The sequence below is a fragment of the Pseudomonas sp. AOB-7 genome, from assembly GCF_003696305.1.
GTDB lineage: Bacteria > Pseudomonadota > Gammaproteobacteria > Pseudomonadales > Pseudomonadaceae > Aquipseudomonas.
The window spans coordinates 100,141-124,715 of sequence record NZ_RFFK01000003.1; the positions used below are offsets into that span (position 1 = coordinate 100,141).

22 protein-coding genes and 1 pseudogene are annotated in these 24,575 nt (G+C 66.0%); 17 read left to right on the forward strand and 6 right to left on the reverse strand.

The window, feature by feature from the left end; genetic code table 11:
- Positions 1–15 precede the first annotated feature (15 nt).
- Positions 16–1,008 (reverse strand): AraC family transcriptional regulator, encoded by a 993-nt coding sequence (locus EA796_RS07115; RefSeq protein WP_122108110.1) that lies wholly within the window; start codon positions 1,006–1,008, stop codon positions 16–18.
- A 177-nt stretch (positions 1,009–1,185) separates the two neighbouring features.
- On the opposite strand from EA796_RS07115, the gene EA796_RS07120 reads away from it, so the two are divergent.
- From EA796_RS07120 to EA796_RS07150, 7 genes are all read left to right on the forward strand, one after another.
- Positions 1,186–2,043, forward strand: a complete 858-nt coding sequence (locus EA796_RS07120; RefSeq protein WP_122108111.1) for a MaoC family dehydratase — start codon at positions 1,186–1,188, stop codon at positions 2,041–2,043.
- A 131-nt stretch (positions 2,044–2,174) separates the two neighbouring features.
- Positions 2,175–2,480 carry a MazG-like family protein gene (locus tag EA796_RS07125; RefSeq protein WP_021445759.1) on the forward strand — a complete coding sequence of 102 codons (306 nt, stop codon included), beginning with the start codon at positions 2,175–2,177 and terminating at the stop codon, positions 2,478–2,480.
- The gene (locus EA796_RS07130) at positions 2,477–3,226 is read left to right on the forward strand and encodes a methyltransferase domain-containing protein (protein WP_122108112.1); all 750 of its coding nucleotides are present in this window, start codon (positions 2,477–2,479) and stop codon (positions 3,224–3,226) included. Before EA796_RS07125 ends, EA796_RS07130 begins: the two co-directional genes overlap by 4 nt.
- Before the next feature lie 79 nt (positions 3,227–3,305).
- Positions 3,306–3,905, forward strand: a complete 600-nt coding sequence (locus tag EA796_RS07135; protein WP_122108347.1) for a DUF4136 domain-containing protein — start codon at positions 3,306–3,308, stop codon at positions 3,903–3,905.
- A 19-nt stretch (positions 3,906–3,924) separates the two neighbouring features.
- Complete coding sequence (locus EA796_RS07140; RefSeq protein WP_122108113.1) at positions 3,925–4,485, forward strand: DUF4136 domain-containing protein; 561 nt, start codon at positions 3,925–3,927, stop codon at positions 4,483–4,485.
- A 92-nt stretch (positions 4,486–4,577) separates the two neighbouring features.
- A complete protein-coding gene (locus EA796_RS07145) occupies positions 4,578–5,066 on the forward strand; it encodes a GNAT family N-acetyltransferase (protein ID WP_122108114.1) in 489 nt (162 codons plus the stop codon).
- Between the two features lie 79 nt (positions 5,067–5,145).
- Positions 5,146–5,595 (forward strand): DMT family transporter, encoded by a 450-nt coding sequence (locus EA796_RS07150; RefSeq protein ID WP_031302760.1) that lies wholly within the window; start codon positions 5,146–5,148, stop codon positions 5,593–5,595.
- A 127-nt stretch (positions 5,596–5,722) separates the two neighbouring features.
- Here EA796_RS07150 and EA796_RS07155 read toward each other — a convergent pair whose 3' ends face one another.
- Positions 5,723–6,658 (reverse strand): SdiA-regulated domain-containing protein, encoded by a 936-nt coding sequence (locus EA796_RS07155; protein ID WP_122108115.1) that lies wholly within the window; start codon positions 6,656–6,658, stop codon positions 5,723–5,725.
- Between the two features lie 258 nt (positions 6,659–6,916).
- Here EA796_RS07155 and EA796_RS07160 point away from each other — a divergent pair, with 258 nt between their 5' ends.
- The 5 genes and pseudogenes from EA796_RS07160 to EA796_RS07175 all read left to right on the forward strand — a co-directional run bounded on the left by EA796_RS07160 (position 6,917) and on the right by EA796_RS07175 (position 12,404).
- A complete protein-coding gene (locus EA796_RS07160) occupies positions 6,917–7,768 on the forward strand; it encodes a universal stress protein (RefSeq protein ID WP_122108116.1) in 852 nt (283 codons plus the stop codon).
- 240 nt (positions 7,769–8,008) lie between these two features.
- A complete protein-coding gene (locus tag EA796_RS07165) occupies positions 8,009–9,130 on the forward strand; it encodes a GGDEF domain-containing protein (RefSeq protein WP_122108117.1) in 1,122 nt (373 codons plus the stop codon).
- Between the two features lie 100 nt (positions 9,131–9,230).
- Positions 9,231–10,331: pseudogene (locus EA796_RS23660) on the forward strand (methyl-accepting chemotaxis protein); the annotation flags it as partial.
- 141 nt (positions 10,332–10,472) lie between these two features.
- A complete protein-coding gene (locus tag EA796_RS23665; RefSeq protein ID WP_371921462.1) occupies positions 10,473–11,189 on the forward strand; it encodes a methyl-accepting chemotaxis protein in 717 nt (238 codons plus the stop codon).
- A 96-nt stretch (positions 11,190–11,285) separates the two neighbouring features.
- A complete protein-coding gene (locus tag EA796_RS07175) occupies positions 11,286–12,404 on the forward strand; it encodes a GGDEF domain-containing protein (RefSeq protein ID WP_122108119.1) in 1,119 nt (372 codons plus the stop codon).
- An 89-nt stretch (positions 12,405–12,493) separates the two neighbouring features.
- Here the strand turns inward: EA796_RS07175 and lnt are convergent, their stop codons facing one another.
- The 4 genes from lnt to pilB form a co-directional block, all read right to left on the reverse strand.
- Positions 12,494–14,017 (reverse strand): apolipoprotein N-acyltransferase, encoded by a 1,524-nt coding sequence (gene lnt / locus EA796_RS07180; protein ID WP_122108120.1) that lies wholly within the window; start codon positions 14,015–14,017, stop codon positions 12,494–12,496.
- Between the two features lie 217 nt (positions 14,018–14,234).
- A complete protein-coding gene (locus EA796_RS07185) occupies positions 14,235–15,104 on the reverse strand; it encodes an A24 family peptidase (protein ID WP_122108121.1) in 870 nt (289 codons plus the stop codon).
- Positions 15,104–16,324 (reverse strand): type II secretion system F family protein, encoded by a 1,221-nt coding sequence (locus EA796_RS07190; protein ID WP_122108122.1) that lies wholly within the window; start codon positions 16,322–16,324, stop codon positions 15,104–15,106. The genes EA796_RS07185 and EA796_RS07190 overlap by 1 nt, the downstream gene beginning before the upstream one ends.
- A gap of 2 nt (positions 16,325–16,326) precedes the next feature.
- Positions 16,327–18,033, reverse strand: a complete 1,707-nt coding sequence (gene pilB / locus EA796_RS07195) for a type IV-A pilus assembly ATPase PilB (protein WP_122108123.1) — start codon at positions 18,031–18,033, stop codon at positions 16,327–16,329.
- Positions 18,034–18,309: 276 nt separating this feature from the next.
- Here pilB and tviB point away from each other — a divergent pair, with 276 nt between their 5' ends.
- The 5 genes from tviB to EA796_RS07220 all read left to right on the forward strand — a co-directional run bounded on the left by tviB (position 18,310) and on the right by EA796_RS07220 (position 24,575).
- Positions 18,310–19,587 carry a Vi polysaccharide biosynthesis UDP-N-acetylglucosamine C-6 dehydrogenase TviB gene (tviB, locus tag EA796_RS07200; protein ID WP_122108124.1) on the forward strand — a complete coding sequence of 426 codons (1,278 nt, stop codon included), beginning with the start codon at positions 18,310–18,312 and terminating at the stop codon, positions 19,585–19,587.
- Between the two features lie 83 nt (positions 19,588–19,670).
- Complete coding sequence (locus tag EA796_RS07205; RefSeq protein WP_122108125.1) at positions 19,671–20,699, forward strand: SDR family oxidoreductase; 1,029 nt, start codon at positions 19,671–19,673, stop codon at positions 20,697–20,699.
- A 166-nt stretch (positions 20,700–20,865) separates the two neighbouring features.
- A complete protein-coding gene (locus EA796_RS07210) occupies positions 20,866–21,873 on the forward strand; it encodes an NAD-dependent epimerase (protein WP_122108126.1) in 1,008 nt (335 codons plus the stop codon).
- 18 nt (positions 21,874–21,891) lie between these two features.
- Complete coding sequence (locus EA796_RS07215; RefSeq protein ID WP_122108127.1) at positions 21,892–23,217, forward strand: UDP-glucose/GDP-mannose dehydrogenase family protein; 1,326 nt, start codon at positions 21,892–21,894, stop codon at positions 23,215–23,217.
- A gap of 128 nt (positions 23,218–23,345) precedes the next feature.
- On the forward strand, positions 23,346–24,575 hold the full coding sequence (locus EA796_RS07220) for a glycosyltransferase family 4 protein (RefSeq protein WP_158603087.1): 1,230 nt from the start codon (positions 23,346–23,348) through the stop codon (positions 24,573–24,575).

Sequence of the window (24,575 nt, forward strand, 5' to 3'; positions counted from 1 at the left end):
AAGCGGAACGTCGCCTTACGCCTTGCCGCGCTTGCGAAACTCCACCGGCGTCTCGCCGACCCAGCGCTTGAACGCGCGGTAGAAGGTGCTCGGCTCGGAGAAGCCGGTGCGCTCGACTATCACTTCGATGCGCTCGTCGGTCTTCAGCAGCAGCTCCTTGGCCAGGCGGCAGCGGTAGTCGGTGATCAGGTCGTTGAAGCGCACCCCGGCCATGGCCAGGCGCTCGCGCAGGCGCCGCGCCGGCATGTTCAGCCGCGCCGCCACCTGCTCCAGGGTGGCGCCGCCATCGACCAGCAGCTCGCCGATCAGCTCGCGCACCTGGCGCACCAGGTCCAGGCGCTCCACCTCGGCCAGTTGCCGGCGCGCCAGCGACTCGTGCATGCGCAGCAGTTCGGGCGCGGCATGGCGCGAGGCCTTGTCCAGCACCGCGGCGTCGAACACCAGGGCGTAGTCCTCGGCGCCGAGCCGTGCGGGGCAGCCGTAGACCTGCTGGTAGCGCGCCGCCGGTGCACCTGCGGCATGCATCAGGCGCACCTCGCGGGCGACGAATGCGCCTTCGGTCAGGGCGTCGAACAGGCGGATCACCGCGCCGGCGAGCATCTCCGGAAAGTGCCGCGGCGTATCGGGCGCCAGGCCCAGGCTGAGCACGGCGCGTTCGCCCTGCACCTGCAGGCCGGCGTTGAGCGTGTCGGAGAGCAGGCGCACGTAGCGCAGGGCGTGGCGCAGGCCGCTGCCGAAGGTGTCGCTGGAGAGGAACAGGTATTCCAGCAGCAGGCCATGGAAGGCCGGCAGGTGCTGGGCCAGGAACAGGCCGACATGCTCCTGCCCGCACTCTTCGCTGGCGGCTTTCCAGAACAGCGCCTGGGCGCTGTGCGGGAAGCGTCCGGCGGGCAGGCCGCCGGGCGGCAGGCCGACGCGCGCCAACACCCGGTCGGGGTCGGTTCCGCTGGCACGCAAGGCATCGATTACCGGGCGCATCAGCGCCACATCGTCGGTCAGATCACGCATTTTTTTAGGTTTTCTTGTTATCCGTGAGGCGCCGCCATCTTAGGGGCAGCAGAGGCCATGGCGCAAACCGGCGCGGCAGGCGGATTGACTGGCTTGCCGCAGAGGCGGGCAGCGCAGCCAATGTCGGGACGAGCGGGGCGGCTAAGCTGCTGCATTCATTTGCCGAGGAGTTTGCCCATGGCCGTCGACTGGCTCGACCTCAACGCCCCGCCGGCCTTGCCCGGCCTGTTCCTGCGCGCCGCCCTGCGGCGCCGGGTGACTGGCCGCCGCCTGCCGCAGCTGGGCCTGCGCTGCCCGGTAGAGGTCAGCCCGGCCCACCTGGCGCGCTATCGCCAGGTCTGCGGCATCGCCGAGAGCGCCTATTTGCCGCCGGTCTACCCGCATCTCCTCGCCTTCGGTCTGCAGATGAAGTTGCTCACCGACCGCCGCTTTCCCTTCCCACTGCTCGGCCTGGTGCACCTGGAAAACCGCATCCGCGTGCTGCGCCCGCTCGGTGGCCTGGGGCCGTTTCAGGCAAGCGTGCAACTGGCCGACCTGCAGGCGCACGACAAGGGCGCCAGCTTCAGCCTGATCACCCGCCTGGAAGACCAGCTCGGCCTGCTCTGGGAGGGTGACAGCCGCATCCTCTGCCGCGCCCTGCGCCTGGATGGCCAGCCGCCGCCACGCGCGGAGCAGGCGCCGCTGGAACTGACGCCGCTGGCCGACTGGGCGGCGCCGGCCGATACCGGACGGCGCTACGCGCGGGTGGCCGGCGACTACAACCCGATCCACCTGTATGCGGCCAGCGCCAAGCTGTTCGGCTTTCCCCGCGCCATCGCCCATGGCTTGTGGAACAAGGCGCGCTGCCTGGCCGAGCTGCAGGGGCGGCTGCCGCTGGCGGGTTACGAGGTGGAGGTGCGTTTCCAGAAGCCGGTGCTGCTGCCGGCGCATGTCGCCCTGCAGGCCAGCGAACCCGCGGCGAGCGGCCAGTTCCGTCTGCTCGGCACGGGCGACGTGGCGCATATGGCTGGCAGCTGGCAGCCGCTGCAAGCCTGAAGTAGCCCGGATGCCATCCGGGGGGGCGGGATGCACCGCTGCCGGGTTGCATCCGGGCTACGCGCCGGTCAAGCGCCGCTTGCAGCACGCCCCGTTCGAGCCGAAGCTATGCGGCTCGAAAGGAGCCCGTCATGAACCTGCCCGAACTCACCGCCCGTCTGCACGCCATCCGCGACGGCAACCAGTGGAAGCGCTTCCACAGCCCGAAGAACCTGGCCATGGCCGCCAGCGTGGAGATGGCCGAGCTGGTGGAGATCTTCCAGTGGCTGTCCGAGGACGAATCGCGCCAGTTGCCGGCGGACAAGCTCGCCCATGCTGGCCAGGAAGTCGGCGACATCGTGCTCTACCTGCTGCTGCTGTGCAGCGAACTGGGTCTGGACATGGAGCAGGTGGTGCGGGCCAAGCTGGCCGATAGCGAACGGCGCTTCGGCCAATGAGCGACCGCCACTTCGACGAGCTGGCGACCCGTTTCGCCGAGAAGATCTACGGCGGCGCCAAGGGCGCCATCCGCCTCGCCGTGCTCCAGGCCGACCTGGCCGAGGCGCTGCCCGAGCGTCCGCTACGGGTGCTCGACGTCGGCGCCGGGCTCGGCCACATGAGCCTGTGGCTGGCCCAGCGCGGCCACCAGCTGACCCTGGCCGAGCCGGCCGCGCCGATGCTCGACGGCGCCCGCCAGCGCTTCGCCGAGGCCGGCCAGGCCGCCACCTTTATCCAGGCGCCCTGGCAGGAGCTGCTCGGCCAGCTCGAGCGGCCCTTCGACCTGGTGCTGTGCCACGCCGTGCTGGAATGGCTGGCCGAGCCGGCGGCGATCCTGCCGGTGCTGCACCAGTTGGTCGCGCCGGACGGCTGGCTGTCGCTGGCCTTCTACAACAAGGACGCGCTGGTCTACCGCAACCTGCTCAAGGGCCATTTCCGCAAGCTGCGCAAGGAGCGCTTCGCCGGCGAGGGGCAGAGCCTGACCCCGCAACGCCCGCTCGACCCACGCGAGCTGGCGGCGCAACTCGGCGCGCAGTGGCAGGTCGAAAGCCGCAGCGGCGTGCGCGTGTTCCACGACTACATGCCGCAGGAGTTCCAGGCCAAGGCCGAGCTGCTCGACCTGCTGGAAATGGAGCTGGCCTACCGCCGCCACCCCAGCTTCGCCGGGCTGGGGCGCTACCTGCACTGGTTGTGCCGGCCGCTCTGATCGGCCGCGATGGACGCCGCGGCAGGCCGGGCGTAGCCTGAAACCACTGGGTATGCCGCGCGCGACCACGGAGAACACCATGCGCACCGCCATCGCCATCCTGTCCTTGCCGTTGCTGGTCGCCTGCCAGAGCCCCAATCCCTACCAGGCGCAATCCCTGCCGACGCCGCCGGCGCCGCCCGAGGCCGCCCAGGTCTTCGACCGCAGCGCCTACCCGGCGCCGCCGCGCGACTACGGACGCTACCGCAACTGGAGCTGGCAGGGCGGTCAGCTGCCGGCGGGCAGCGCCTGGGCCGGCAGCGAGCTGCTGGCCGAAAGCCTCGGCAGCGGCCTCGACCAGCACGGCCTGCGTCCGGCGCCGGCCGGCCAGCCCGGCGACCTGCAGGTCAGCGCCTCGCTCAACCTGGAGCGGCGCCTGCGCCAGTATTACGACGACTACGGCGCCTACTACGGCCATGGCCGGCACTGGGATGGTTACGGCGCCTGGGGCAGCGTGCCGCTGGTGCGCACCTACGAGGAGGAAGTGGCGGTGGTGCACGTGCAGTTCTTCGACGGCCGCGACGGCCAGCCGGTGTGGAGCGGCAGCGGCGAGGCGCGCAGCGGCGGCAGCCAGAGCGAGCGCGCCGATGCCCTGCGCGCCGCGGTCAAGGCCGCCCTGCGCGGTTACCCGCCCTATTGATGGCTGAGGAAAAACCACCATGTTCCCGCGTCTACTGATTCTCCCGGCCCTGGCGCTGCTGGCCGCCTGCCAGAGCATCCAGGTCGAGCGCGACTACGACACCAGCCGCGACTTCGCCGCCTACCGCAGCTGGAGCTGGCAGGAGCCGGCGCTGACCTACAGCCCCAACGACCCGCGCCTGCACAGCGACCTCACCGAGCAGCGCATCCGCGACGCCACCGCCGAACAGCTCGACCAGCGCGGCCTGCGTCCGGCCGCCGGCGGCACCCCGGCCGACTTGCGGGTGCAGGCGGCGCTGATCGTGGAGAACAAGCAGAACCAGGTCAGCACCTACCACGGCGGCTTCTGGGGCGGGCCCTGGGGCGGCTACTGGGGCGGCCCGGCCTACACCGAGACGCGCACCCTGGACTACCAGGTCGGCACCCTGCAGATCGACCTGATCGACGGCCGCGACGGCAAGCTGGTCTGGCGCGGCAGCGCCCGGCAGGTGCTGCGCAACAACGCACCCAGCCCGGCGGAGCGCGCCGCGGCGATCCGCGAGACCGTGGCCAAGGTGCTCGCGCAGTATCCGCCACGCTAAGGTCCTCAGGCTGTCGCGGAGAATCGCGGCGCGATGGATTATTGCCAGACGACCCACTAGGCTCGGCATCTCCTTCCCCGACTGGTCCCGCCATGCCCACGACCTCCAGCTTCACCGTCCGCCCGGCGCAGGCCGCCGACCTCGCCGCGGTGGTGACCTTTCCGCAGAACGCCGACGAACTCTTCTACTGCTACCCCAAGGCCAGCTGGCCGCTGAGCGTCGGCCAACTGGCCGCGGCCATGGCCGAGCGCCGCGACAGCACGGTGGTCTGCCTGGACGACCGGGTCGCCGGCTTCGCCAACTTCTACCAGTGGCAGCACGGCGAGTATTGCGCCCTGGGCAACGTCATGGTGGCGCCCTGGGCGCGCGGCCAGGGCGTGGCGCAGCGGCTGATCGAGGCCATGGAGGCGCTCGCCCGTCAGCACTTCAAGGCCCGCGAGATGCGCGTGTCCTGCTTCAACGCCAACAGCGCCGGGCTGCTGCTCTATCCGCGCCTGGGCTACGCGCTCAGCGGCCTGGTGGAGCGTCGCGATCACCGCCAGCAGCGGGTCGCCCTGCTGCAGTTCAGCAAGCCGCTGTGATGCCGCCGGCCTCCGTAGGCTGACGGGGCGGACAGGATTTGCGGCATAATCGCGCGCTCGTGTTCTGCTGGAGATCGCCATGCCTGCCATACCCTGGTGGATGCTCGCCCTGCCGCTGGTCGCCGGCGCCTTCCTGCCGCTGCAGGCCGGGATCAACGGTCAGCTGGCCAAGCAGGTTTCCAGCGTGCTGGCGGCGGCCTTCATCTCCTTCGCCGTGGGCGGCCTGGCGCTGCTGCTGATGGTGCTGGTGCAGCGCGAGGCGCCGAGCTTCGCCGCGCTCAAGGGGCTGACCTGGTGGCACTGGAGCGGCGGCCTGCTCGGCGCCTTCTTCATCGCCACCGCCGCCTTCGCCGGACCGCGGGTCGGCGCGCTGCTGTTCATGGTGCTGGTGATCGCCGGCCAGCTGGGCATGGCGCTGCTGCTCGACCACTTCGGCTGGGCCGGCTTTCGCCAGGCGCCGATCAGCCTGGGCAAGGTTGCCGGCCTGTTGCTGATCGTCGCCGGGATCTGGCTGATTCGCCGCGGCTGAGTTTGCCGGCGCTTGCAAAGGCAAGTTTTGGTGGTGGGGACAAAGGCCCGTAGGGTGGGCTTCAGCCCACCACGGGAGTTGGCATGGGCTAGAGCGGAGCGCCGCCCGACCCCCCGGCAAGGCTGGGTCAGTAGCGCTCGAAGCGGTAGAACAGGTTGGGTTCGCTGGCCAGGTAGAGGTTGCCGCGCTTGTCGAAGGTCACCCCCTCGGCCTGCGGCACGCTGCTGCCCAGGCCGGCGAAGCCCTGCAGCAGGGAGCGGAAGCTGATCAGCTGGCCCGCGCCGTCCAGTTCGATCAGCAGCTGGGATTCGTCGCTGAGCAGCACCAGATGCCCGGTGCGTTCGTCGAAATGCACGGACGACAGGTCGGTGGCGAACACCTTGCGTTCGATCCAGGCCTGGCGGTCGATGACCTCCAGGTTGAAGTCGCCGGCCAGGCTGCTTTTCAGGCCGCGGATTTCGTAGAGCTTGCGCGGCGAGTGTTCCTTGACCACGAACAGGCGGTCGCCGGCGCGGTCGTAGCCCAGCCCCTCGAAGCCCTGGTTGCCGCCCAGGCCGATGCCCAGGGTCAGCGCCCGGTAGTCCTCGCGAAACAGCGGCCCCGGCTTTTCCGGCACCTGAACCGCGACCAGGCCGTGCTGGCGTTCCTCGGCCAGCAGCAACAGGCCGTCGCCCAGGTAGGTGACGCCTTCGACGTCCTCGAAACCGCTCAGCGGGTAGCGCGCCAGCAGCTCGCCATCCGGGCTCAGGCGCAGCAACTGTTCGGGGTTGTTGACCACGGCCCAGAGCTGGTCGCGGTCGTCGTCGTAGCTCAGCCCGGAGAAATTGTCCGTCACCCCCGCCACCGCCTTGGCCTCGATGCTCACGCGGTATTCCGGCAGCCACAGGCTGCGGTGTTCCCAGGCCTCTTCGTGCCAACTGGTCTTGATCCAGAAGTACAGACGGTCGTCCAGATGCAGGGCGCGCACCTGATAGACCATCAGCAGGACGAATAGCAACAGTGCCCATTTCCATGGGCTGACGACAGGTAGCCTTCCTAGCACCCCCTTGGCAGCGGACAGCATCGCTAAAGCGCTCGCAGACAGGTGGGAAAACGGCAGTATGGCGGCCCTGTGTTGCAGTTGAACGCGCCTGCCGGCCTCGCAAGAGGCTGGCGTTCGACCGGGCGCTGCGGCATGTGTTCGGTCGGGGCTTTGGGGCAAAAGGTAACCGGGTGTTAGCCGGGCCTGGCGGCTGCGCCCCGCCTTTGACTTCGAGGGCGGGGTTGCTAAGGTGATGCCGCGAGCCGTTGAGGCCGGACTTGAGCGAGAGGAGCAACCACCATGACCCAGGTACTGGCGTGCATCGACGGTTCCCTGTCGTCCCCGGCGGTGTGCGACTACGCCGCCTGGGCCAGCCTGCGTCTGGGCGCGCCGCTGACCCTGCTGCATGTGCTCGACCACAAGCAGTACCCGCCGCGCAGCGACCTGTCCGGCAATATCGCCCTGGGCAGCCGCGAGCAGCTGCTGCAGGAACTGGCCGAACTCGACGAACGGCGCAGCAAGCTGGGGCTGGAGCAAGGTCGCCTGGCCCTGGAGGCGGCCAGGGAACGCGCCCAGCGCGACGGCGTGGCCAACCCGCAGCTGCGTCAGCGCCATGGCGATCTGGTGGACAGTCTGCGTGAGCTGGAGAACGACATCCGTCTGCTGGTGATCGGCCGCCAGGGCGAGACCAGCGACGCGATCAGCCAACTGGTCGGCAGCCAGCTGGAAAGCGTGATCCGCACCCTGCACCGGCCGATTCTGGTCAGCCCCGGCCAGTTCCGGGCGCCGCGCAGCCTGATGCTGGCCTACGACGGCAGCGCCACCTGCGACAAGGGCGTCGACCTGCTCGCCGCCAGCCCGCTGTTCCAGGGCCTGCCGATCCATGTGGTGATGGTCGGCGCCGACAGCGACGCCGCTCGCGCCCAGGTGCAGCAGGCCGAGCGGCGCCTGGTCGCCGGCGGCCATCAGGTGCAGCTGGCGATCCGCGCCGGCGAGGTCGAGCCGAGCCTGCACGACTACCAGACCGAGCAAGACATCGACCTGCTGGTGATGGGTGCCTATGGTCATTCGCGCATCCGCCAGTTCCTGGTCGGCAGCACCACCAGCCATATGCTGCAGACCAGCGTCAGCCCGCTGCTGCTGTTGCGTTAGCGGGCATGCTGCGAGCGACACCCTGCATGATGAAAGCCTGCGCGGTATGTCCTCCCGCATCCGGCGTTTCGCGCCACCTTTTCCCAGGGGGATAAGGACATCAAGGGGGGGCGTCGCTACGCGACGTTCACGCTAAGCGCGCCGGCAGACGAGCGGTACTCAAATACTGGCAATTCGACATCTTGGCGGTCGCGAAAAGGCGCTATGCTCAGGCCAGTAGTTGCTGTGATCACAAACACCATGACCGACGCCGAAGTACCGCGCCATCCCGCCGCCTTTGCCCTCTGGCGCGAAGTGCAAGACACCCGCATTCGGACCCGTCTGGGCGGTTTCTACTACCTGCTGGCCTGGCTGCTGACCTGGCTGTTCAGCGCCGATCCCGCTGGCCTGCTCGCCGTCGGCCTGGGCGGTAGCGCGCTGTTCTTCGTCCTGCTGCTGGCGCGCCAGTTGCACCGTCCCGGCCCGCTGGACAACCCGCAGCAGCTGCAGCGCTGGCTCGACCAGCACTGGGGCCTGCTGCTGCTCACCTCGCTGTGCTGGGGCCAGGCCCACGCCTGGGCGCTGTACCGCAGCGAGTTCGCCGACTCGGCGCTGATCGCCACCCTGGCCACCGTCGCCTTCAGCACGGCGATGACCTTCAACTTTGCCATGCGCAAGCGCCGCGCCATGCTCGCCATCGCGCTGCTCTACCTGCCCGGTCTGGTCGTGCTGGCGCTGGAGTGGCCGCAGCAGCGCGCGCTGCTGGTGACCCTGGCCTGCTACCTGAGCTACCTGCTGCTGGTGCTCGGCCGCAGTCACCGCGAATACCAGGCCACTCTGGCCTTGGAGCTCAAGCTGCTGGAGCAGCAGGCGCGCCTCGACCTGCTCAGCCGCACCGACAGCCTGACCCAGCTGGGCAATCGCTACCAGTTCAACAACCTGTTCCCCAGCCTGGTGGCCGGCTCCCGGCGTCGCGGCGAGCCGTTGTCGCTGGTGCTGCTGGATATCGACCATTTCAAGCAGGTCAACGATCGCTTCGGCCATTCGGCCGGCGACACCTGTCTGCAAGCCTTCGCCGAACGCCTGCGCGAGGTGTTCCGCCGCGACAGCGACGCCCTGCTGCGCCTGGGCGGCGAGGAATTCGGCGTGCTGCTGCCGAACACCTCGCTGGAGCAGGCCCGGCAGCTGGCCGAGGAATTTCGCGCGGCCCTGGCCAGCCAGGGCGTGGCGCTGGAAGGCGAGCGGCGTCCGCTGACCACCAGCCTCGGCGTGGGGGCGTATCTGGCAGACAGCGACGCCAGTGCCGAGGCCTTCTTCAAACGGGTCGACGACGCCCTGTACCGCGCCAAGATGGAGGGCCGCGACCGTCTGGTGATTGCATGAACGCCCGGCCGTGGGCGCCACCGGCTGGCGGCCGGATGCAGGAACAATCCAACGCGGCATCGGCCGTCCATGTGGGCGGCTCGTACACAAGGAGTGAACCATGAGCCCTATCCACTTCCTGCTCGACCTGAGCGTACGCAAGAAGCTGCTCGCCGGCTTCGGCCTCGTGCTGCTTATCACCCTGGGCATTGCCTGGATCAGCCAAGCCTCGCTCAGCAGCACGTTGCAGCGTTTCGACACCCTGCTGGGCGTCAACGAAATCGACACCAAGTTGTCCCAGGCCCGCCAGGAGGAGAAGAACTTCATCCTGCGCGGCGATAGCCGCTACCTGACCCAGGCGCAGGCCCTGGCCGAAGAGATCGAAACCCTGGCGCGGCAGAGCCTGGCCAGGCTGACGCGCCCCGAGACCATTGCCCTGATGCAGGACATCCAGCGCGATGTCGCCGGTTACCGCGAAGAACTGGCGCAGCTCGGCCAGGCCGTCGACACCAACCAGACGGCGCAGACCGCGATGGAAACGGCCGCCCGCGGGGCGCTCAAACAGTTCGACGCACTGGAGGAGCGGCTCAATCAGGCGGCAGTCAGGCAAATCCGCCTGAGCGGCGATGAAACCAGCATCCGTCTGCTCGATTTCTCCAACCAGGCCAGTGCCATGGCCAAGGAGCTGCTGGAGGCCCGCCGTCGCGAGAAGGACTTCATCCTGCGCGGCGAGCAGCAGTACGCCGACCAGCTGCAGGCCCACTTCAGCTCGCTAGAACGGGCCGGCCAGCAACTGCGCGGCAACCTCGACGACCCGGCGGCGCGCGCCGATATCGATGCCGCGCTGGCGCAACTGGCGCAGTACCGCAGCGGTTTCCAGGGGCTGCAGCAGGCCGTCGCCAACCGCGATGCGAGCGAACGCGACATGACCGAGCGTGCCCGCCAGGTGTCGGTCGCCTCCGGCGATTCGCTGGCCCTGCAGCTCAAGACCCTGCAAGCCGAAGCCGCGCAGGCCGAAGCGGTGCTGCTCGGCGCCGCGGTACTGGCCTTCGTCCTGGGACTGCTGTGCGCCCTGTTGATCACCCAGTTGATCGTCGGCCCGCTGCAGCGCGTGGTTGGCGTCGCCCGCCAGGTGGCTGCCGGCGACCTCTCCGCCGATATCCAGAGCACCCGCAAGGACGAGCTGGGGCAACTGATGCAGGCCATGCACGCCATGACCGAGAGCCTGCGCGAGCTGCTCGGTCGCTTGACCGACGGCATCCAGCAACTGGCCACGGCGGCCGAGGAAATGTCGGCGGTCACCGAGCAGACCAGCGCTGGTGTCACCCAGCAGAAGATGGAAACCGAGCAGGTCGCCACCGCCATGCACCAGATGACCGCGACGGTGCAGGACGTGGCCCGCAATGCCGAGTCCGCCGCCGAATCGGCGCGCGACGCCGACGAACAGGCGCAACGGGGCAATCAGACGGTGCAGCAGGCCATCGAGCGTATCGAGGGCCTGGCCCACTCCATCGAACGCTCGGCCGAGGCCATCGAACGGCTCAAGCACGACAGCACCAACATCGGCGCCGTGCTCGACGTGATCAAGGGGATCGCCGAGCAGACCAACCTGCTGGCGCTCAACGCTGCCATCGAGGCGGCGCGCGCCGGCGAGATGGGCCGCGGTTTCGCCGTGGTCGCCGACGAGGTGCGCGCCCTGGCCCGCCGTACCCAGGAGTCGACTGCACAGATCGAGGGGCTGATCGCCAATCTGCAGGGCGGGGCGGAGAATGCCGTGGCCATGATGGGGCAGAGCTGCACCCAGGCGGAGAACACCGTGGTGGCGGCCAAGCAGGCCGGCAGCGCGCTGGGCGCGATCAATGCCTCGGTGTCGCTGATCCAGCAGATGAACCAGCAGATCGCCACGGCGGCCGAGCAGCAGAGCTCTGTGGCCGAAGAGATCAACCGCAGCGTGTCGAGCATCCGCGATGTGGCCGAGCAGTCGGCGGCGGCCACCGAGGAAACCTCGGCCGCCAGCATCGACCTGGCCCGCCTTGGCGGTGAGCTGCAAACACTGGTCAATCGATTCAAGCTGGCCTGAGCGCCGTCCCGCAAGCGCGTTGCGGCGTTTGCGGGACGCTGCAGCAAAATGCCATCACTCGACTAGGCTGATGCTGTAGTGGTCGGAGTGCGCGCCATGCTGCCTGAAGTGAAGATGTCCAGCAGTGCCTTCAAGCTGTGGCGCGAGGCGAGCGACATGCACGCGCGCTCGCGTTTCGGCGGCTTCTACTATCTGCTGGCCTGGTGCCTGTTGTGGCTGACCAGCCGCTCGCCGACGCAGAACCTCTGGCTGTGGCTGGCCGGCGGCCTGTTGCTGTTGGCATTCGTCGCCCTGCGCATCCTTCACGAGCCCCGCGAGCAGCGCGGCGAGGTCGCCCTGCAGCACTGGCTGCGCCAGCACTGGTTGCTGATGCTGCTGCAGGCATTGCTCTGGGGGCTGATGCTGGCCGGGATCGAGCTGAGCCGGGCGCTGGATGTCTCGCACCTGATGGTTATGCTCACCGCGGTGGTGTTCGCTACCGCGATGGCGTTCACCTTCCCCATGCGTCGCGGCCCCTGTGCCCTGGCCATGCTGCTGATCTACCTGCCGGCCACCGCGGTGAAGTTCTGGCAGGAGCGTACTGCGCCGGGCGAGTCGGTGGCGCTGTTGGTGTACCTCGCCTACATGATGCTGTTTCTCTACCGCTGGCACCGCGAGTACCGCATCGGCCTTGAACGCGAGATGCGTTTGCGCCAGCACAGCGAGGAGCTCGACCAGCGCAGCCGTACCGACGCCCTTACCGGGCTGGGCAATCGCTACCAGTTCAACGTGCTGCTGGCCAACTGGCTGGCCTCCGTGCGTCGCCAGCACAGCCCGCTGGCCCTGGTGCTTCTGGATATCGACTGGTTCAAGCAGGTCAACGACCGCCACGGCCACAGCGCCGGCGACCTCTGCCTGCACCTGTTCGCCGAACGCATGCGCAAGGTGTTTCGCCGCGACAGCGACATCCTCCTGCGCCTGGGCGGTGAGGAGTTCGCCGTGCTGATGCCGCACACCAGCCTGGAGCAGGCGCTGCAACTGGCCGAACGCTTTCGCCGCGAACTGGAGCAGGAGCCGCTGCAGCTGCCGGCGCTGAACCTGTCGATCACCTGCAGCATCGGCGTCGGCGACTACCTGCCGCTGTGCGACGACTCGCCGGAGGCCTTCTACAAACGGGTCGACGACGCCCTCTACCAGGCCAAGAGCAAGGGCCGCAACCGCGTCGAACTGGCCTGAGCCGGTTCGCCAGTGTGAGTAGGGCGCGCCGCGCACACCGCTGGCCAGCGGAGGCTCATGACGAACCGCAATTATCCTGGAACAGCCGGCTAGACCGTCTTGGCCATGCGCCCGGCGAGCAGCGCCCAGCCCAGCAGCAGCGCGCAGAGGATCGCCAGCGGCCAGATGCGCCACTGCAGGTAGGGCGTCAGCCCCGCCATCGGCAGCACTTCGCCGTAGAGCACGCCCTGTTCGAACTGCGGCAGCTCGAACTGGATGCGGCCCTGCGGGTCGATCACCACCGTCATGCCGTTGTTGGTGGCGCGGATCATCCAGCGACCGGCCTCCAGCGCGCGCATCTGCGCCATCTGCAGGTGCTGCAGCGGGCCGATAGAGGTGCCGAACCAGGCGTCGTTGCTCACCGTCAGCAGGATCTCGCTATCGGCCGCCAACGCCGCGGCGAACTCCGGGTAGACCACCTCGTAGCAGATATAGGGCGCCACCCGATAACCCTTGGCCAGCAACGGCGGCTGCTCGGCCGGGCCGCGGGCGAAGTCGGACATCGGCAGGTCGAAGAAGGCGATCAGCCCGCGCAGCACCTCCTGCAGCGGCACGTACTCGCCGAAGGGCACCAGCTTCTGCTTGAGGTAGGTGCCCTGGCCGTCGCCGAAGCTGGTGATGGCGTTGTAGTAACGCAGCTCGCCGCGTTCATTGGCCTGGCGCACCGGCACCCCTGTGATCAGCGCGCTGCCCTGTTCGCTGGCGAAGCGATCCATCACGCCGATATAGCCTTGTGCCAGATCCTTGAGCACCGGGATGGCGGTTTCCGGCCAGACCAGCAGGTCCACCCGCTCGGCGCTGAAACTGAGGTCGCGGTACAGCGCCAGCTGGGCGTTGAGCTGGGCCGGGTCCCATTTCAGGTTCTGTTCGACGTTGCCTTGCACGGCGGCGACCGTCAGGCGTTCGCCGGCCGGGCGAGTCCAGGGGCGATCCTTGAACGCCGGGCCGGCGACCCAGGGCGTCAGCAGCAGCACCAGGCCGCCGGCGAGAAAGGCCTTGCGCGCCCGCAGGCGCGGCAGGTTGACCAGCAGCGCCGCGGACAGCGCCAGGCTGAAGGAAATCAGCCAGACCCCGCCGAGCGGTGCCAGGCCGGCCAGCGGCCCGTCCAGCTGGCTGTAGCCGGCGTAGAGCCAGGGAAAGCCGGTGAGGAACCAGCCGCGGAACACTTCCTGAGCCAGCCACAGGGCGGCGAAGGCCAGGGCGTCGGCCAGCGGCGCCTCGCTGCGGCGCAGCCAGCGCGCCCAGAGCGCGGCGGCCAGGGCGAAGAACAGGCCGAGACCGGCGACGAAGCCCAGGGTGAGGAAACCGGCCAGCGCCGGCGAGGCGGCACCATAGTCATGGATGCTGACGTAGACCCAGCTGGTGCCGGCGGCGAACAGGCCGAAGCCATAACTCCAGCCGCGCAGCGCCGCCTGGCCGGGGCGCAGCTCGCGCAGGCCCAGGTAGAGCAGGGCGATCGACAGCAGGGCCAGTGGCCATATATCGAAGGGGGCGAGGGCCAGCGGGGTGAGGGCGCCGGCGCCGAGGGCGAGCAGGTGGCCGGGCCAGCCCGGGCGAGTCATCCATTGCAACATGGGCAAGTCCTTGGATTCGGGTGGCGCAAGGGTAGGGGTAGGGAGCCGCCAGCGGCAAGCCTCAAGCCACAAACGAAGGCAATTGCATGAATGGGTAGGGTGGACATGACGACGCCTTGTCCACCATTGCCGGTTCCGCGCTGGACAAGCCTGGCGGCCTGTCCAGTCTAGGCTTCTGGCGGAACCGGCTGGTTAGTGCGCGCGGCGCACCCCAAGGCTAGAACCCGGCGAACTTCAGATAGCTGCCGGTAATCGCATCGCCCCAGAGCAGGGCGATCCAGCCGGCGATGGCCAGGTAGGGGCCGAAGGGGATCGGCGTGCCAGCGTCGCTGCCGCGCAGGCGCAGCATGATTACTCCGAGCACCGCGCCGACCAGCGACGACAGCAGGATGGTCAGCGGCAGAATCTGCCAACCGCCCCAGGCGCCGAGCATGGCCAGCAGCTTGAAATCGCCGTAGCCCATGCCTTCCTTGCCGGTGATCAGCTTGAACAGCCAGTACACCGACCACAGGCTCAGGTAGCCGGCAATCGCCCCCCACAGCGCGTCTTCCAGGCTGGTGAACAGGCCGAAGTAATTGACGATCAGTCCCAGCCACAGCAGCGGCAGCACCAGCACATCGGGCAGCAACTGGTGGTCGGCGTCGATCAGGCTCATCGCCAGCAACCCCCAGGCCAGCACCAGCATGGCGCCGGCCTGCCAGGTAAAGCCGAAATGCCAGGCGACATAGCCGGAGAGGAGCCCGCAGGCCAGCTCCACCAGCGGGTAGCGCTTGCCGATCGGCGCCTTGCAGTTCGAACACTTGCCGCGCAGGAACAGGTAGCTGATCAGCGGGATGTTCTCCCAGGGACGGATTTCATGGCCGCAGCTGGGGCAACTGGAATTGGGCAAAACCAAGTTGAAAGTCTGCGCCTTGGGCGCCGGCGGCAACTCCAGCACCTCGCGCGCCTGGGCTTGCCAGTCGCGCTGCATTATCTGCGGCAGGCGGTAGATGACTACGTTGAGGAAGCTGCCGATCAGCAGACCCAGCAGGCCGGCACACAGAGAAAATGCCAGCGCATGGCCGGCCAGGAACTCGAACAGCGGCATCAGACCACGGCGCCCAGCTGGAAGATCGGCAGGTACATGGCAATGATCAAACCACCCACCAGCACTCCCAGTACCGACATGATGATCGGCTCCATCAGGCTGGTGAGGCCGTCGACCATATTGTCGACCTCTTCCTCGTAGAAGCTGGCGACCTTGTCGAGCATCTCGTCCAGCGCGCCGGACTCCTCGCCGATGGCGGTCATCTGCACCGCCATGCTAGGGAAGGTGCCGGTGCTGCGCATGGAGAAGTTCAGCTGCATGCCGCTGGACACGTCGGCCTTGATCTTGTTGGTGGCGTTCTTGAACACCACGTTGCCGGTGGCGCCTGACACCGAGTCCAATGCATCTACCAGCGGTACGCCGGCGGCGAAGGTGGTCGACAGAGTGCGGGCGAAGCGTGCCACGGCGGACTTGTAGAGTATGTCGCCGACGATCGGCAGCTTCAGCACGGAACGGTCGACCCAGTCGCGAAACTTCTGCGAGCGCTTGTGCGCCTCTTTGAAGGCGAAGGCGGCGGCGAACATCAACAGTAGAATGATGAACCACCACTTCTGCAGTGCCTGGGAGATGCCTATGACCATCTGGGTAAAGGCTGGTAGTTCGGCGCCGAAGTTGGCGAACACCGACTCGAACTGCGGCACCACCTTGATCAGCAAAATGGCCGAGACGATGATCGCCACCACGATCACCGCGATCGGGTAGTTCATCGCCTTCTTGATCTTGGCTTTCAGCGCCTCGGTCTTTTCCTTGTAGGTAGCGATACGGTCCAACAGGCTTTCCAGGGCGCCGGCCTGCTCGCCGGATTCCACCAGGTTGCAATACAGCTCGTCGAAGTACTGCGGCTTCTTGCGCAGTGAGGCGGCGAAGCTGTTGCCCGCGGCTACCTCCTGCTTCACCTCGTCCACCAGCTTGCGCATGTTGGGGTTGTCGAAGCCCTCGCCGATGATGTCGAACGACTGCAGCAGCGGCACGCCGGCCTTCATCATGGTTGCCATCTGCCGGGTGAACAGGGCGATGTCCATCGGTTTGATCTTCTTGCCGGCGCCGCCGAACAGGGAGGTCGACTTCTTGCGCACCTTGGTCGGGTTGATGCCCTGCTTGCGCAGCTGCGCCTTGACCAGCGCCGGGGTCTGGCCGCTGATCTCACCCTTGACGGTGGCGCCCTTCTTGTCTTTGCCTTCCCAGCTGAAGGTGCTGGTCTTGAGCGCTTTTGCTGCCATGGTTAATCCTTGGTCACGCGGTTGACTTCCTCGAGGCTGGTCACGCCTTGCATGGCTTTCACCAGGGCCGAGGTGCGTAGATCATTAAAGCCGTCTTTGCGCATCTGCGCGGCGATCTCGATGGAGTTGCCGTCTTCCATGATAATCCGCTGCAGGTTGGGCGTGTTTTTAACCACTTCATAAATACCGACGCGGCCCTTGTAACCGCCCTTGCAGTTGTCGCAGCCAACCGGGGCGTAGAGCTTGAAGGTGCCGATCTTGTCTGCGGGGAAACCTTCCTCTAGTAGCGTCTCGCGGGGTATCTGGATTTCCTTCTTGCAACTGGTGCACAGCTTGCGCGCCAGACGCTGGGCGATGATCAGGTTGACCGAGGTGGCGATATTGAACGAGGGCACGCCCATGTTGCGCAGGCGGGTGAGGGTTTCCGCGGCGCTGTTGGTATGCAGGGTCGACATCACCATATGCCCGGTCTGCGCGGCCTTGATGGCGATCTCGGCGGTTTCCAGGTCGCGGATCTCGCCGACCATGATGATATCCGGGTCCTGGCGCAAAAAGGCGCGCAGCGCCTGGGAAAAGTCCATTCCCTGCTTGGGATTGACGTTGACCTGGTTGATGCCCTCCAGGTTGATCTCCACCGGGTCTTCGGCGGTGGAGATGTTCACGTCCGCGGTGTTGAGGATATTTAGGCCGGTGTAGAGCGACACCGTCTTGCCCGAACCAGTGGGGCCGGTCACCAGGATCATGCCTTGCGGCTGCTTGAGCGCGGCCATATACAGGTCTTTCTGCTCCGGCTCGTAGCCCAGCGCGTCGATGCCCATCTGCGCGCTGGTGGGGTCGAGAATCCGCATCACGATCTTCTCGCCCCACAGTGTGGGCAGGGTGTTGACCCGGAAGTCGATGGCCTTGTTCTTGGATATTTTCATCTTGATCCGGCCGTCCTGCGGCTTGCGCCGCTCGGAGATATCCAGCGCCGCCATCACCTTGAGGCGGGCGGATAGGCGCGGGGCCAGCTGGATCGGCGGGCGGGCTACCTCGTGCAGCATGCCGTCGGTACGAAAACGCACCCGGTAGACCTTCTCGTAGGGCTCGAAGTGCAGGTCCGAGGAGCCGCCGCGGATGGCGTCGAGCAGCATCTTGTTGACGAAGCGCACCACCGGGGCATCGTCGGCGTCGGCGCCGGGGCCGTCGTCCTGCCTGTCGTCGTTTACGGATTGGACATCCACCCCGTCCAGGTCGACGTCCGCCAGTTCCTCCAGGCCGGTGGCGCCGGTGTCGAAGAACTTGTCGATGGCCTCGCCGAGCTTGTCGTCCTCGACCAGAATCGCTTCGGTAGTGAGGCCCGTGCTGAACTGCACGTCGGTGACAGCCTGGTGGTTGGTCGGGTCGGACAGGCCGACGAACAACTTGTTGCCGCGGCGCCACAGCGGCAGCACGCGGTGCTGACGAATCAGTTTCTCGCTGACCAGTTCGCGGGGCTGGCTGTCCCGGTCGATGGTGCTGAGGTCGAGAAAGGCGACTCCGAACTGCTCGGAGGCCAGCTCAGCGAGATCGCGACCTCGCACCAGTTTGTTCTGCACCACGTAGGTTACTAGTGGCACCTTGTTGCGTTGCGCCTGAGTTTGAGCCTGCAGGGCCTGTTTTTCGTCCAAGAGTTCGGCCACAACCATTTGCCTGGCCAGGCCGGAGAGCGTTACTGCAGGTTCATTCATGTCGGGTCACGCTGGTTGACTGAGTCATGCTGGGTAAGGCCTGCCGGCCAAGTGGCTGAGTGTGCGGGAAAAACTATCAGGCCGCGTAGACGGATGCACAGATTATCAATGCTGGCCCTTGAGTTTCTGTGGGTTTTGCGAACCCTATGTGCATTCGCCACTATCACGCTGGCTCAGCCTAGCAAAAATGTAGTCTGATAGCCGGCAATTCGACTACTTCGGGTTGCTGGTACGTTGTTGCGGTGGTGCCTGGTGGCACTGTCAAGAGGAAGCGGGATGATTGATTCTGGGAGTCCCCGGCTGGCGGTGATTGGCCTGGGTTATGTAGGTTTGCCACTTGCGGTCGCTTTCGGCAAGTTAGTACCCGTTGTTGGCTATGACATCAACGCTCAGCGTATCAATGCCTTGCGTGCCGGCGAGGATGCGACGCTCGAGGTCAGTGCCGCGGAGCTGGCCGAGGCGGTGCAACTGGTCTTTACCGACGATCTGGCCGATCTCGCGGGCTGCAACGTCTATATCGTTACAGTGCCAACCCCTGTCGATGCGCACAAACGCCCTGACCTGGGCTTGTTGCTCAAGGCCTCGGAGGACATAGGGCGGGTGTTGTCGCAAGGCGATATGGTGGTCTATGAGTCCACCGTCTACCCGGGGGCAACCGAGGAAGAGTGCGTGCCGGTGCTGGAGCGTGCATCCGGCTTGCGCTTCAATCGTGACTTTTTCGTCGGTTACAGCCCGGAACGAATCAACCCGGGCGACAAGCAGCATCGTATCGCTGATATCAAGAAGGTGACCTCCGGTTCAACCCCCGAGGTGGCCGAACAGGTCGATAGGCTCTATCGACGTATTGTCAGTGCGGGCACGCACAAGGCTGCCAGTATCAAGGTGGCCGAGGCGGCGAAGGTGATTGAGAACACTCAGCGCGACCTCAATATCGCGCTGGTCAATGAACTAGCGATGATCTTCAATCGTTTAGGCATCGACACCCAGGCGGTGCTGGAGGCCGCGGGAACCAAGTGGAACTTTCTGCCGTTTCGCCCCGGGTTGGTTGGCGGGCATTGCATCGGGGTCGATCCCTACTACCTGACGCACAAGGCACAAGCCATCGGCTATCACCCGGAGATTATTCTCGCCGGTCGCCGGCTGAACGACGGCATGGGGGCCTACGTGGTGGCGCAACTGGTCAAGGCCATGCTCAAGCGACGCATCCAGGTGGAGGGCTCGCGGGTGTTGGTGATGGGCCTGGCCTTCAAGGAAAACTGTCCCGACCTGCGTAACACTCGGGTTATCGACATAGTGCGCGAGTTGCAGGACTACAATGCCCGGGTCGAAGTGCACGACCCCTGGGTTTGCGCCGAGGATGCCAGCCGGGAATACGGCTTGGCCCTGGTCACTGAGCCGGAGCCGGGCGCCTACGACGCCATTGTTCTGGCTGTGGCCCATGAGCAGTTTCGGCAGTTGGGCGCCGAGCAGATACGTCGTCTGGGCAAGGCCGAGCACGTTCTCTACGACCTCAAATACCTGTTGCCGGCCGAAGATAGCCACCTTCGTCTCTGATCCACCTGGCCGCAGGGTGCGCCGTGCGCACCGAGTGCCACGAAAGCGTGAGCCGAATCACCTGCAGCCATCCGAGAGTATCTATGTCCGCCTACCACCATCTGCAACAGCAACTACGCCACGCCCCAGGTACCTGGTTGGTGACCGGGGTAGCGGGCTTCATCGGTTCCAATCTGCTGGAGACGCTGCTGCGGCTCGACCAGGAAGTGGTCGGCATGGACAATTTCGTTACCGGCCACAGACGCAATCTAGAGGAAGTGCGACAACTGGTGAGCACCGAGCAGTGGGCACGCTTTCACTTTGTCGAGGGTGATATTCGTCGGCTCGAAGACTGCCGCCATGCGCTGGAGGGCCGACGCATCGAGCATGTGCTGCATCAGGCGGCGTTGGGCTCCGTGCCTCGCTCCCTGGAGGATCCGCTGGCCAGCAATGCGGCCAATATCGACGGTTTTCTCAATATGCTGGTGGCGGCTCGCGACGCCGGCGTGGCCAGTTTTACCTACGCTGCCTCCAGTTCCACCTATGGCGACCATCCCGGTTTGCCGAAGGTGGAAGAGTGCATCGGCCAACCGCTGTCACCCTATGCCGTGACCAAGTACGTCAACGAGCTGTATGCCCAGGTTTTCGCCCGCAGCTATGGTTTCCCCTGTGTCGGCCTGCGCTACTTCAATGTATTCGGTCGGCGTCAGGATCCCGAGGGCGCCTATGCCGCGGTGATCCCCAGGTGGGCGGCGGCGATGATCCGAGGCGAGACGCTGTTCATCAACGGCGACGGCGAGACCAGCCGCGACTTCTGCTATGTCGACAATGCCGTGCAGGCCAACCTGCTGGCTGCACTGGCCCCGCCCGAGGCGCGCGGCCAGGTGTACAACGTCGCGGTTGGTGGGCGTGTCACGCTCAACCAACTATTCGAAGGGCTGCGCCAGGCGCTGGCCGATAACGGTATCCAGTACGACCAGAAGCCCGTCCACCGCGACTTCCGTCCCGGCGACGTACGTCATTCGCAGGCCGATATCGGCAAGGCCAAGCAGCTGCTGGGTTATGATCCGGCCTATGATCTGCTGGCCGGGTTGCAGGCAGCCATGCCCTGGTACGTCGAGCAACTCCAATGAACACCTCCGTAGGGGGCGCCGCGCGCACCACCAAACTGGCCGCCATGGCTCGCCACCGAGCCAGCCTGCGATGCATGCGGGAGGGCTCGGTGCTGCGCAAGGCGCACCGCGCGATGCAAAGCGATGGGGCGCCATCGACGACCTGTAGTCATTCCATGAGGCCTCCATGCGCATATTAGTGACAGGGGTAGCCGGCTTCATCGGCATGCATGTCGCCCGGCGCCTGTGCCGGCAGGGCGACGAGGTGGTAGGTGTCGATAACCTCAACGACTACTACGAGGTGAGCCTCAAGCAGGCTCGCCTGGCGCAGCTGCAGGGATGCGCCGGCTTCGATTTCATGCGCCTGGACATAGCTGAGCGCGGTGCTCTGGAGCGCCTGTGTGCGGAGCGGGGTATCCAGCGCGTGGTGCATCTGGCCGCCCAGGCCGGGGTGCGCTATTCGCTGGAAAACCCCCACGCCTACGTTGACAGCAACCTGGTGGGATTCGTCAACCTGCTCGAAGCCTGCCGCCAGAGCCGTATCGAGCACCTGGTCTATGCATCGTCCAGTTCGGTGTACGGTGCCAACGAATCCATGCCGTTTCGTACCGGCGACAACGTCGACCATCCCGTGTCGCTCTACGCCGCCACCAAGAAGGCCAACGAGGCGCTGGCGCACAGTTACAGCCATCTATACGGCCTGCCGACCACCGGCCTGCGCTTCTTTACCGTGTACGGGCCCTGGGGCCGGCCGGACATGTCGCCCTTCCTGTTCGCCAGGGCGATCCTCGCCGACGAGCCGATCAGAGTGTTCAACCACGGTAGGCACCGGCGCGACTTCACCTACGTCGACGACATCGTCGAAGGCGTGCTGCGCTGCCTGGCGCGCATTCCCCAGGGCAATCCGGCATGGTCCGGGCTGGCGCCGGACCCGGCCAGCAGTCGCGCCCCCTGGAAACTCTACAACATCGGTAACAGCCAGCCGGTGGAACTGCTGCGCTACATCGAACTGATGGAGCAGGCTTTCGGTCGCAGCACGCACAAGGAGCTTTTGCCGCTGCAGCCGGGAGACGTGGAGCATACCTACGCCGATGTCGCGGATCTGGTGCGCGACACCGGTTACGCTCCCGACACCCCGCTGGAACAAGGCTTGGCACGTTTCGCCGAGTGGTACCGCGGTTACTACGGATACTGAGTTTTTCGGAGTTGGATGATGAAACTTTCCATTTTCGGCAGCGGCTACGTGGGGCTGGTAACTGGCGCCTGCCTGGCTGAGGTGGGTCACGAGGTGGTCTGCGTGGATATCGACCAGGCCAAGCTGGCTAGGCTACGCCAGGGCCAGTTGCCGATCTGGGAGCCGGGTCTGGAGGACATCGTGCGGCGCAACGTGGAGGCTGGCAGCCTGCGCTTCACCGATGACGTGGCGTTGGCAGTGGAGCACGGAGTGCTGCAGATCATCGCCGTGGGCACGCCACCGGACGAGGATGGCGGCGCCGACCTCAGTCATGTGCTGGCGGTAGCCCAGGGGATCGCCGAGCGAATGACCCAGTACCGGCTGGTGGTTACCAAATCCACGGTGCCGGTGGGAACCGCCGATCAGGTCCATCAGCGTATCGCCGAGGTGCTCGCCGACCGAGGCCTGCAGCCGGAGTTCGACGTGGTGTCCAACCCGGAATTCCTCAAGGAAGGGGCTGCGGTCAACGACTTCCTCAAGCCGGATCGCATTATCGTCGGTACCCGCAGCGAGCGGGCCCGACAGTTGATGCGCGAACTGTACGAACCGTTCAACCGCAGTCACGACCGCACCCTGTTCATGGATCTGCGTTCGGCCGAGCTGACCAAGTACGCAGCCAATGCCATGCTGGCGACCAAGATTAGCTTCATGAACGAGATGGCCAACCTGGCCGAACTGCTGGGAGCGGACATCGAAGAGGTACGCCGTGGTATCGGCGCGGATCCGCGCATCGGTTACCACTTCATCTACCCCGGCTGCGGCTATGGCGGCTCCTGCTTCCCCAAGGACGTCAAGGCACTGGCTCATACTGCGCGCCAGGCTGGTTACCAGGCCGAATTGCTGCAGGCGGTGGAAGCGGTGAACGAGCGGCAGAAGACCCGCCTGTTCGCCAAGCTGGTCCAGCACTTCGGCGGTGTCGAGGGGCTCGAGGGGCGCACGTTCGCCCTCTGGGGGTTGGCCTTCAAGCCCAACACCGACGACATGCGCGAGGCTCCCAGCCGTACCCTGATGGAGGCCCTGTGGCAGGCCGGTGCCCAGGTGCGGGCCTTCGACCCGGTGGCCGGCCGGGAGGCTGAGCGACTCTATGGCCAGCAGCCGGGCTTCAGTCTGTGCCGCGACAAGTACGGTGCTCTGGAAGGAGCCGACGCCCTTCTGATCTGTACTGAATGGCAGCAATTTCGCGCCCCCGACTTCGACGAGATGCAGAATCGCCTGAATGCCAGGGTGATTGTGGACGGGCGCAATCTCTATAATCCGCAACGGCTCAAGGACGAAGGGTGGGCCTACTATGGTGTGGGGCGCTGACGGCGAGCGAGTCCCCTCGGCTTCTGCGTAGCTATCGGCATCATCTAGGCGCTGCGCGTGCAAAGATATACCGCGATCGGGGGATGCCTGCCCTTCAACAGGTAAACGACCATAACCTGAGAATGCCGATGTCCATGCCAGAAAGACCGGGGTTCGAGACTGCTTCGCCGGAACAGGTTCCGGCGAAGGGCAAGCCATCCATCCTGTTGCTCACAACCTCCTACCCTCTCAGTCCCGGCTCCGTAAGCGGGGTCTTCGTCAAGCGCCTGGCCTGCGCTTTGGCAGAAGTCTGCCAGCTCGAGGTGCTGGCGCCTTCCGCCACTCAACGGGGCGTCCATGCCGAAGGTGAACCAAGCGTGCATGAGTTCCGTTATGCACCCCGTGCCTTCCAGGTACTGGCGCATGGCGCCGGCGGCATACCCACAGCATTGCGTGAGAATCGTTTCAACGCCCTGCTGATTCCGCTCTTTCTGCTGTCGATGCTCTGGTCCTGCTGGAAGTTGGCCAAAGGCAAGGATGTGCTGTTCGCCAATTGGTCCATCTGCGGAGTTATTGCTGGGGTGATCGGTGCGCTCCGAGGAACTCCGGTGGTGGTGACCTTGCGGGGCGAGGATGCCAACCGGGTGGCAAGCAGCCTGGCTTCCCGCTGGATGCTTAGGCTATGCGGCTGGCTGTGTTCCCGCATTGTCACTGTCAGCGAAGCCATGGGAAGCCGCTTGCAGCTCGCAATGCCGGCGCTTGCACAAAAGCTTGAGGTCATACCCAACGGGGTGGCTCAGCCGTTCTTGTCCGTCTCTCCTACGCAGGCTGGCAGCGAAGAGCTGCGGCTGCTCTGCGTGGCCAGCCTGATTCCGCGCAAGTCCGTCTCCACGCTTGTCCGGGCGCTCGCGCTCAGTTCTCCCAATGTAAGCCTGACGCTTATAGGTGAAGGAGGGGAGCAGGCATCCCTCGAAGCTCTGGCAACTCGTCTAGGCGTTCGCTCCCGCATTGAATTCCTGCCGTTCCAGGCCCCGGAGAAACTACCGGCGTATCTGGCTGCGGCAGACGTGCTGGTACTGCCCAGTCGTGCCGAGGGACGTCCCAATGTGGTGCTGGAGGCCTTTGCAGCCTCTCGTCCCGTGATCGCAACAGCTATCGATGGACTGTTCGAGCTGGTAGGGCAGGATCAGCGCGGACTGCTCTTCCCTGTGGGCGATAGTGAAGCCCTGGCTCGATGCATCGCCAGGCTTGGCGACTTCGAGTTGCGTTCCCAGCTTGGCGTCAATGCCCGTCGCTATATCGAGGACGAGGGCCTGACCTGGCAGCGCTCTGCCCAGCGTTACGCCAACATATTTCAATATCTCCGATCCAGGAACTGA

Excerpts from the sequence above, each read along its gene's own strand:
- EA796_RS07115 (WP_122108110.1), bottom strand. The coding sequence starts at position 1,008 with ATGCGTGATCTGACCGACGATGTGGCGCTGATGCGCCCGGTAATCGAT.
- EA796_RS07120 (WP_122108111.1), top strand. The coding sequence starts at position 1,186 with ATGGCCGTCGACTGGCTCGACCTCAACGCCCCGCCGGCCTTGCCCGGC.
- EA796_RS07125 (WP_021445759.1), top strand. The coding sequence starts at position 2,175 with ATGAACCTGCCCGAACTCACCGCCCGTCTGCACGCCATCCGCGACGGC.
- EA796_RS07130 (WP_122108112.1), top strand. The coding sequence starts at position 2,477 with ATGAGCGACCGCCACTTCGACGAGCTGGCGACCCGTTTCGCCGAGAAG.
- EA796_RS07135 (WP_122108347.1), top strand. The coding sequence starts at position 3,306 with ATGCGCACCGCCATCGCCATCCTGTCCTTGCCGTTGCTGGTCGCCTGC.
- EA796_RS07140 (WP_122108113.1), top strand. The coding sequence starts at position 3,925 with ATGTTCCCGCGTCTACTGATTCTCCCGGCCCTGGCGCTGCTGGCCGCC.
- EA796_RS07145 (WP_122108114.1), top strand. The coding sequence starts at position 4,578 with ATGCCCACGACCTCCAGCTTCACCGTCCGCCCGGCGCAGGCCGCCGAC.
- EA796_RS07150 (WP_031302760.1), top strand. The coding sequence starts at position 5,146 with ATGCCTGCCATACCCTGGTGGATGCTCGCCCTGCCGCTGGTCGCCGGC.
- EA796_RS07155 (WP_122108115.1), bottom strand. The coding sequence starts at position 6,658 with ATGCTGTCCGCTGCCAAGGGGGTGCTAGGAAGGCTACCTGTCGTCAGC.
- EA796_RS07160 (WP_122108116.1), top strand. The coding sequence starts at position 6,917 with ATGACCCAGGTACTGGCGTGCATCGACGGTTCCCTGTCGTCCCCGGCG.
- EA796_RS07165 (WP_122108117.1), top strand. The coding sequence starts at position 8,009 with ATGACCGACGCCGAAGTACCGCGCCATCCCGCCGCCTTTGCCCTCTGG.
- EA796_RS23665 (WP_371921462.1), top strand. The coding sequence starts at position 10,473 with ATGCACCAGATGACCGCGACGGTGCAGGACGTGGCCCGCAATGCCGAG.
- EA796_RS07175 (WP_122108119.1), top strand. The coding sequence starts at position 11,286 with ATGCTGCCTGAAGTGAAGATGTCCAGCAGTGCCTTCAAGCTGTGGCGC.
- lnt (WP_122108120.1), bottom strand. The coding sequence starts at position 14,017 with ATGTTGCAATGGATGACTCGCCCGGGCTGGCCCGGCCACCTGCTCGCC.
- EA796_RS07185 (WP_122108121.1), bottom strand. The coding sequence starts at position 15,104 with ATGCCGCTGTTCGAGTTCCTGGCCGGCCATGCGCTGGCATTTTCTCTG.
- EA796_RS07190 (WP_122108122.1), bottom strand. The coding sequence starts at position 16,324 with ATGGCAGCAAAAGCGCTCAAGACCAGCACCTTCAGCTGGGAAGGCAAA.
- pilB (WP_122108123.1), bottom strand. The coding sequence starts at position 18,033 with ATGAATGAACCTGCAGTAACGCTCTCCGGCCTGGCCAGGCAAATGGTT.
- tviB (WP_122108124.1), top strand. The coding sequence starts at position 18,310 with ATGATTGATTCTGGGAGTCCCCGGCTGGCGGTGATTGGCCTGGGTTAT.
- EA796_RS07205 (WP_122108125.1), top strand. The coding sequence starts at position 19,671 with ATGTCCGCCTACCACCATCTGCAACAGCAACTACGCCACGCCCCAGGT.
- EA796_RS07210 (WP_122108126.1), top strand. The coding sequence starts at position 20,866 with ATGCGCATATTAGTGACAGGGGTAGCCGGCTTCATCGGCATGCATGTC.
- EA796_RS07215 (WP_122108127.1), top strand. The coding sequence starts at position 21,892 with ATGAAACTTTCCATTTTCGGCAGCGGCTACGTGGGGCTGGTAACTGGC.
- EA796_RS07220 (WP_158603087.1), top strand. The coding sequence starts at position 23,346 with ATGTCCATGCCAGAAAGACCGGGGTTCGAGACTGCTTCGCCGGAACAG.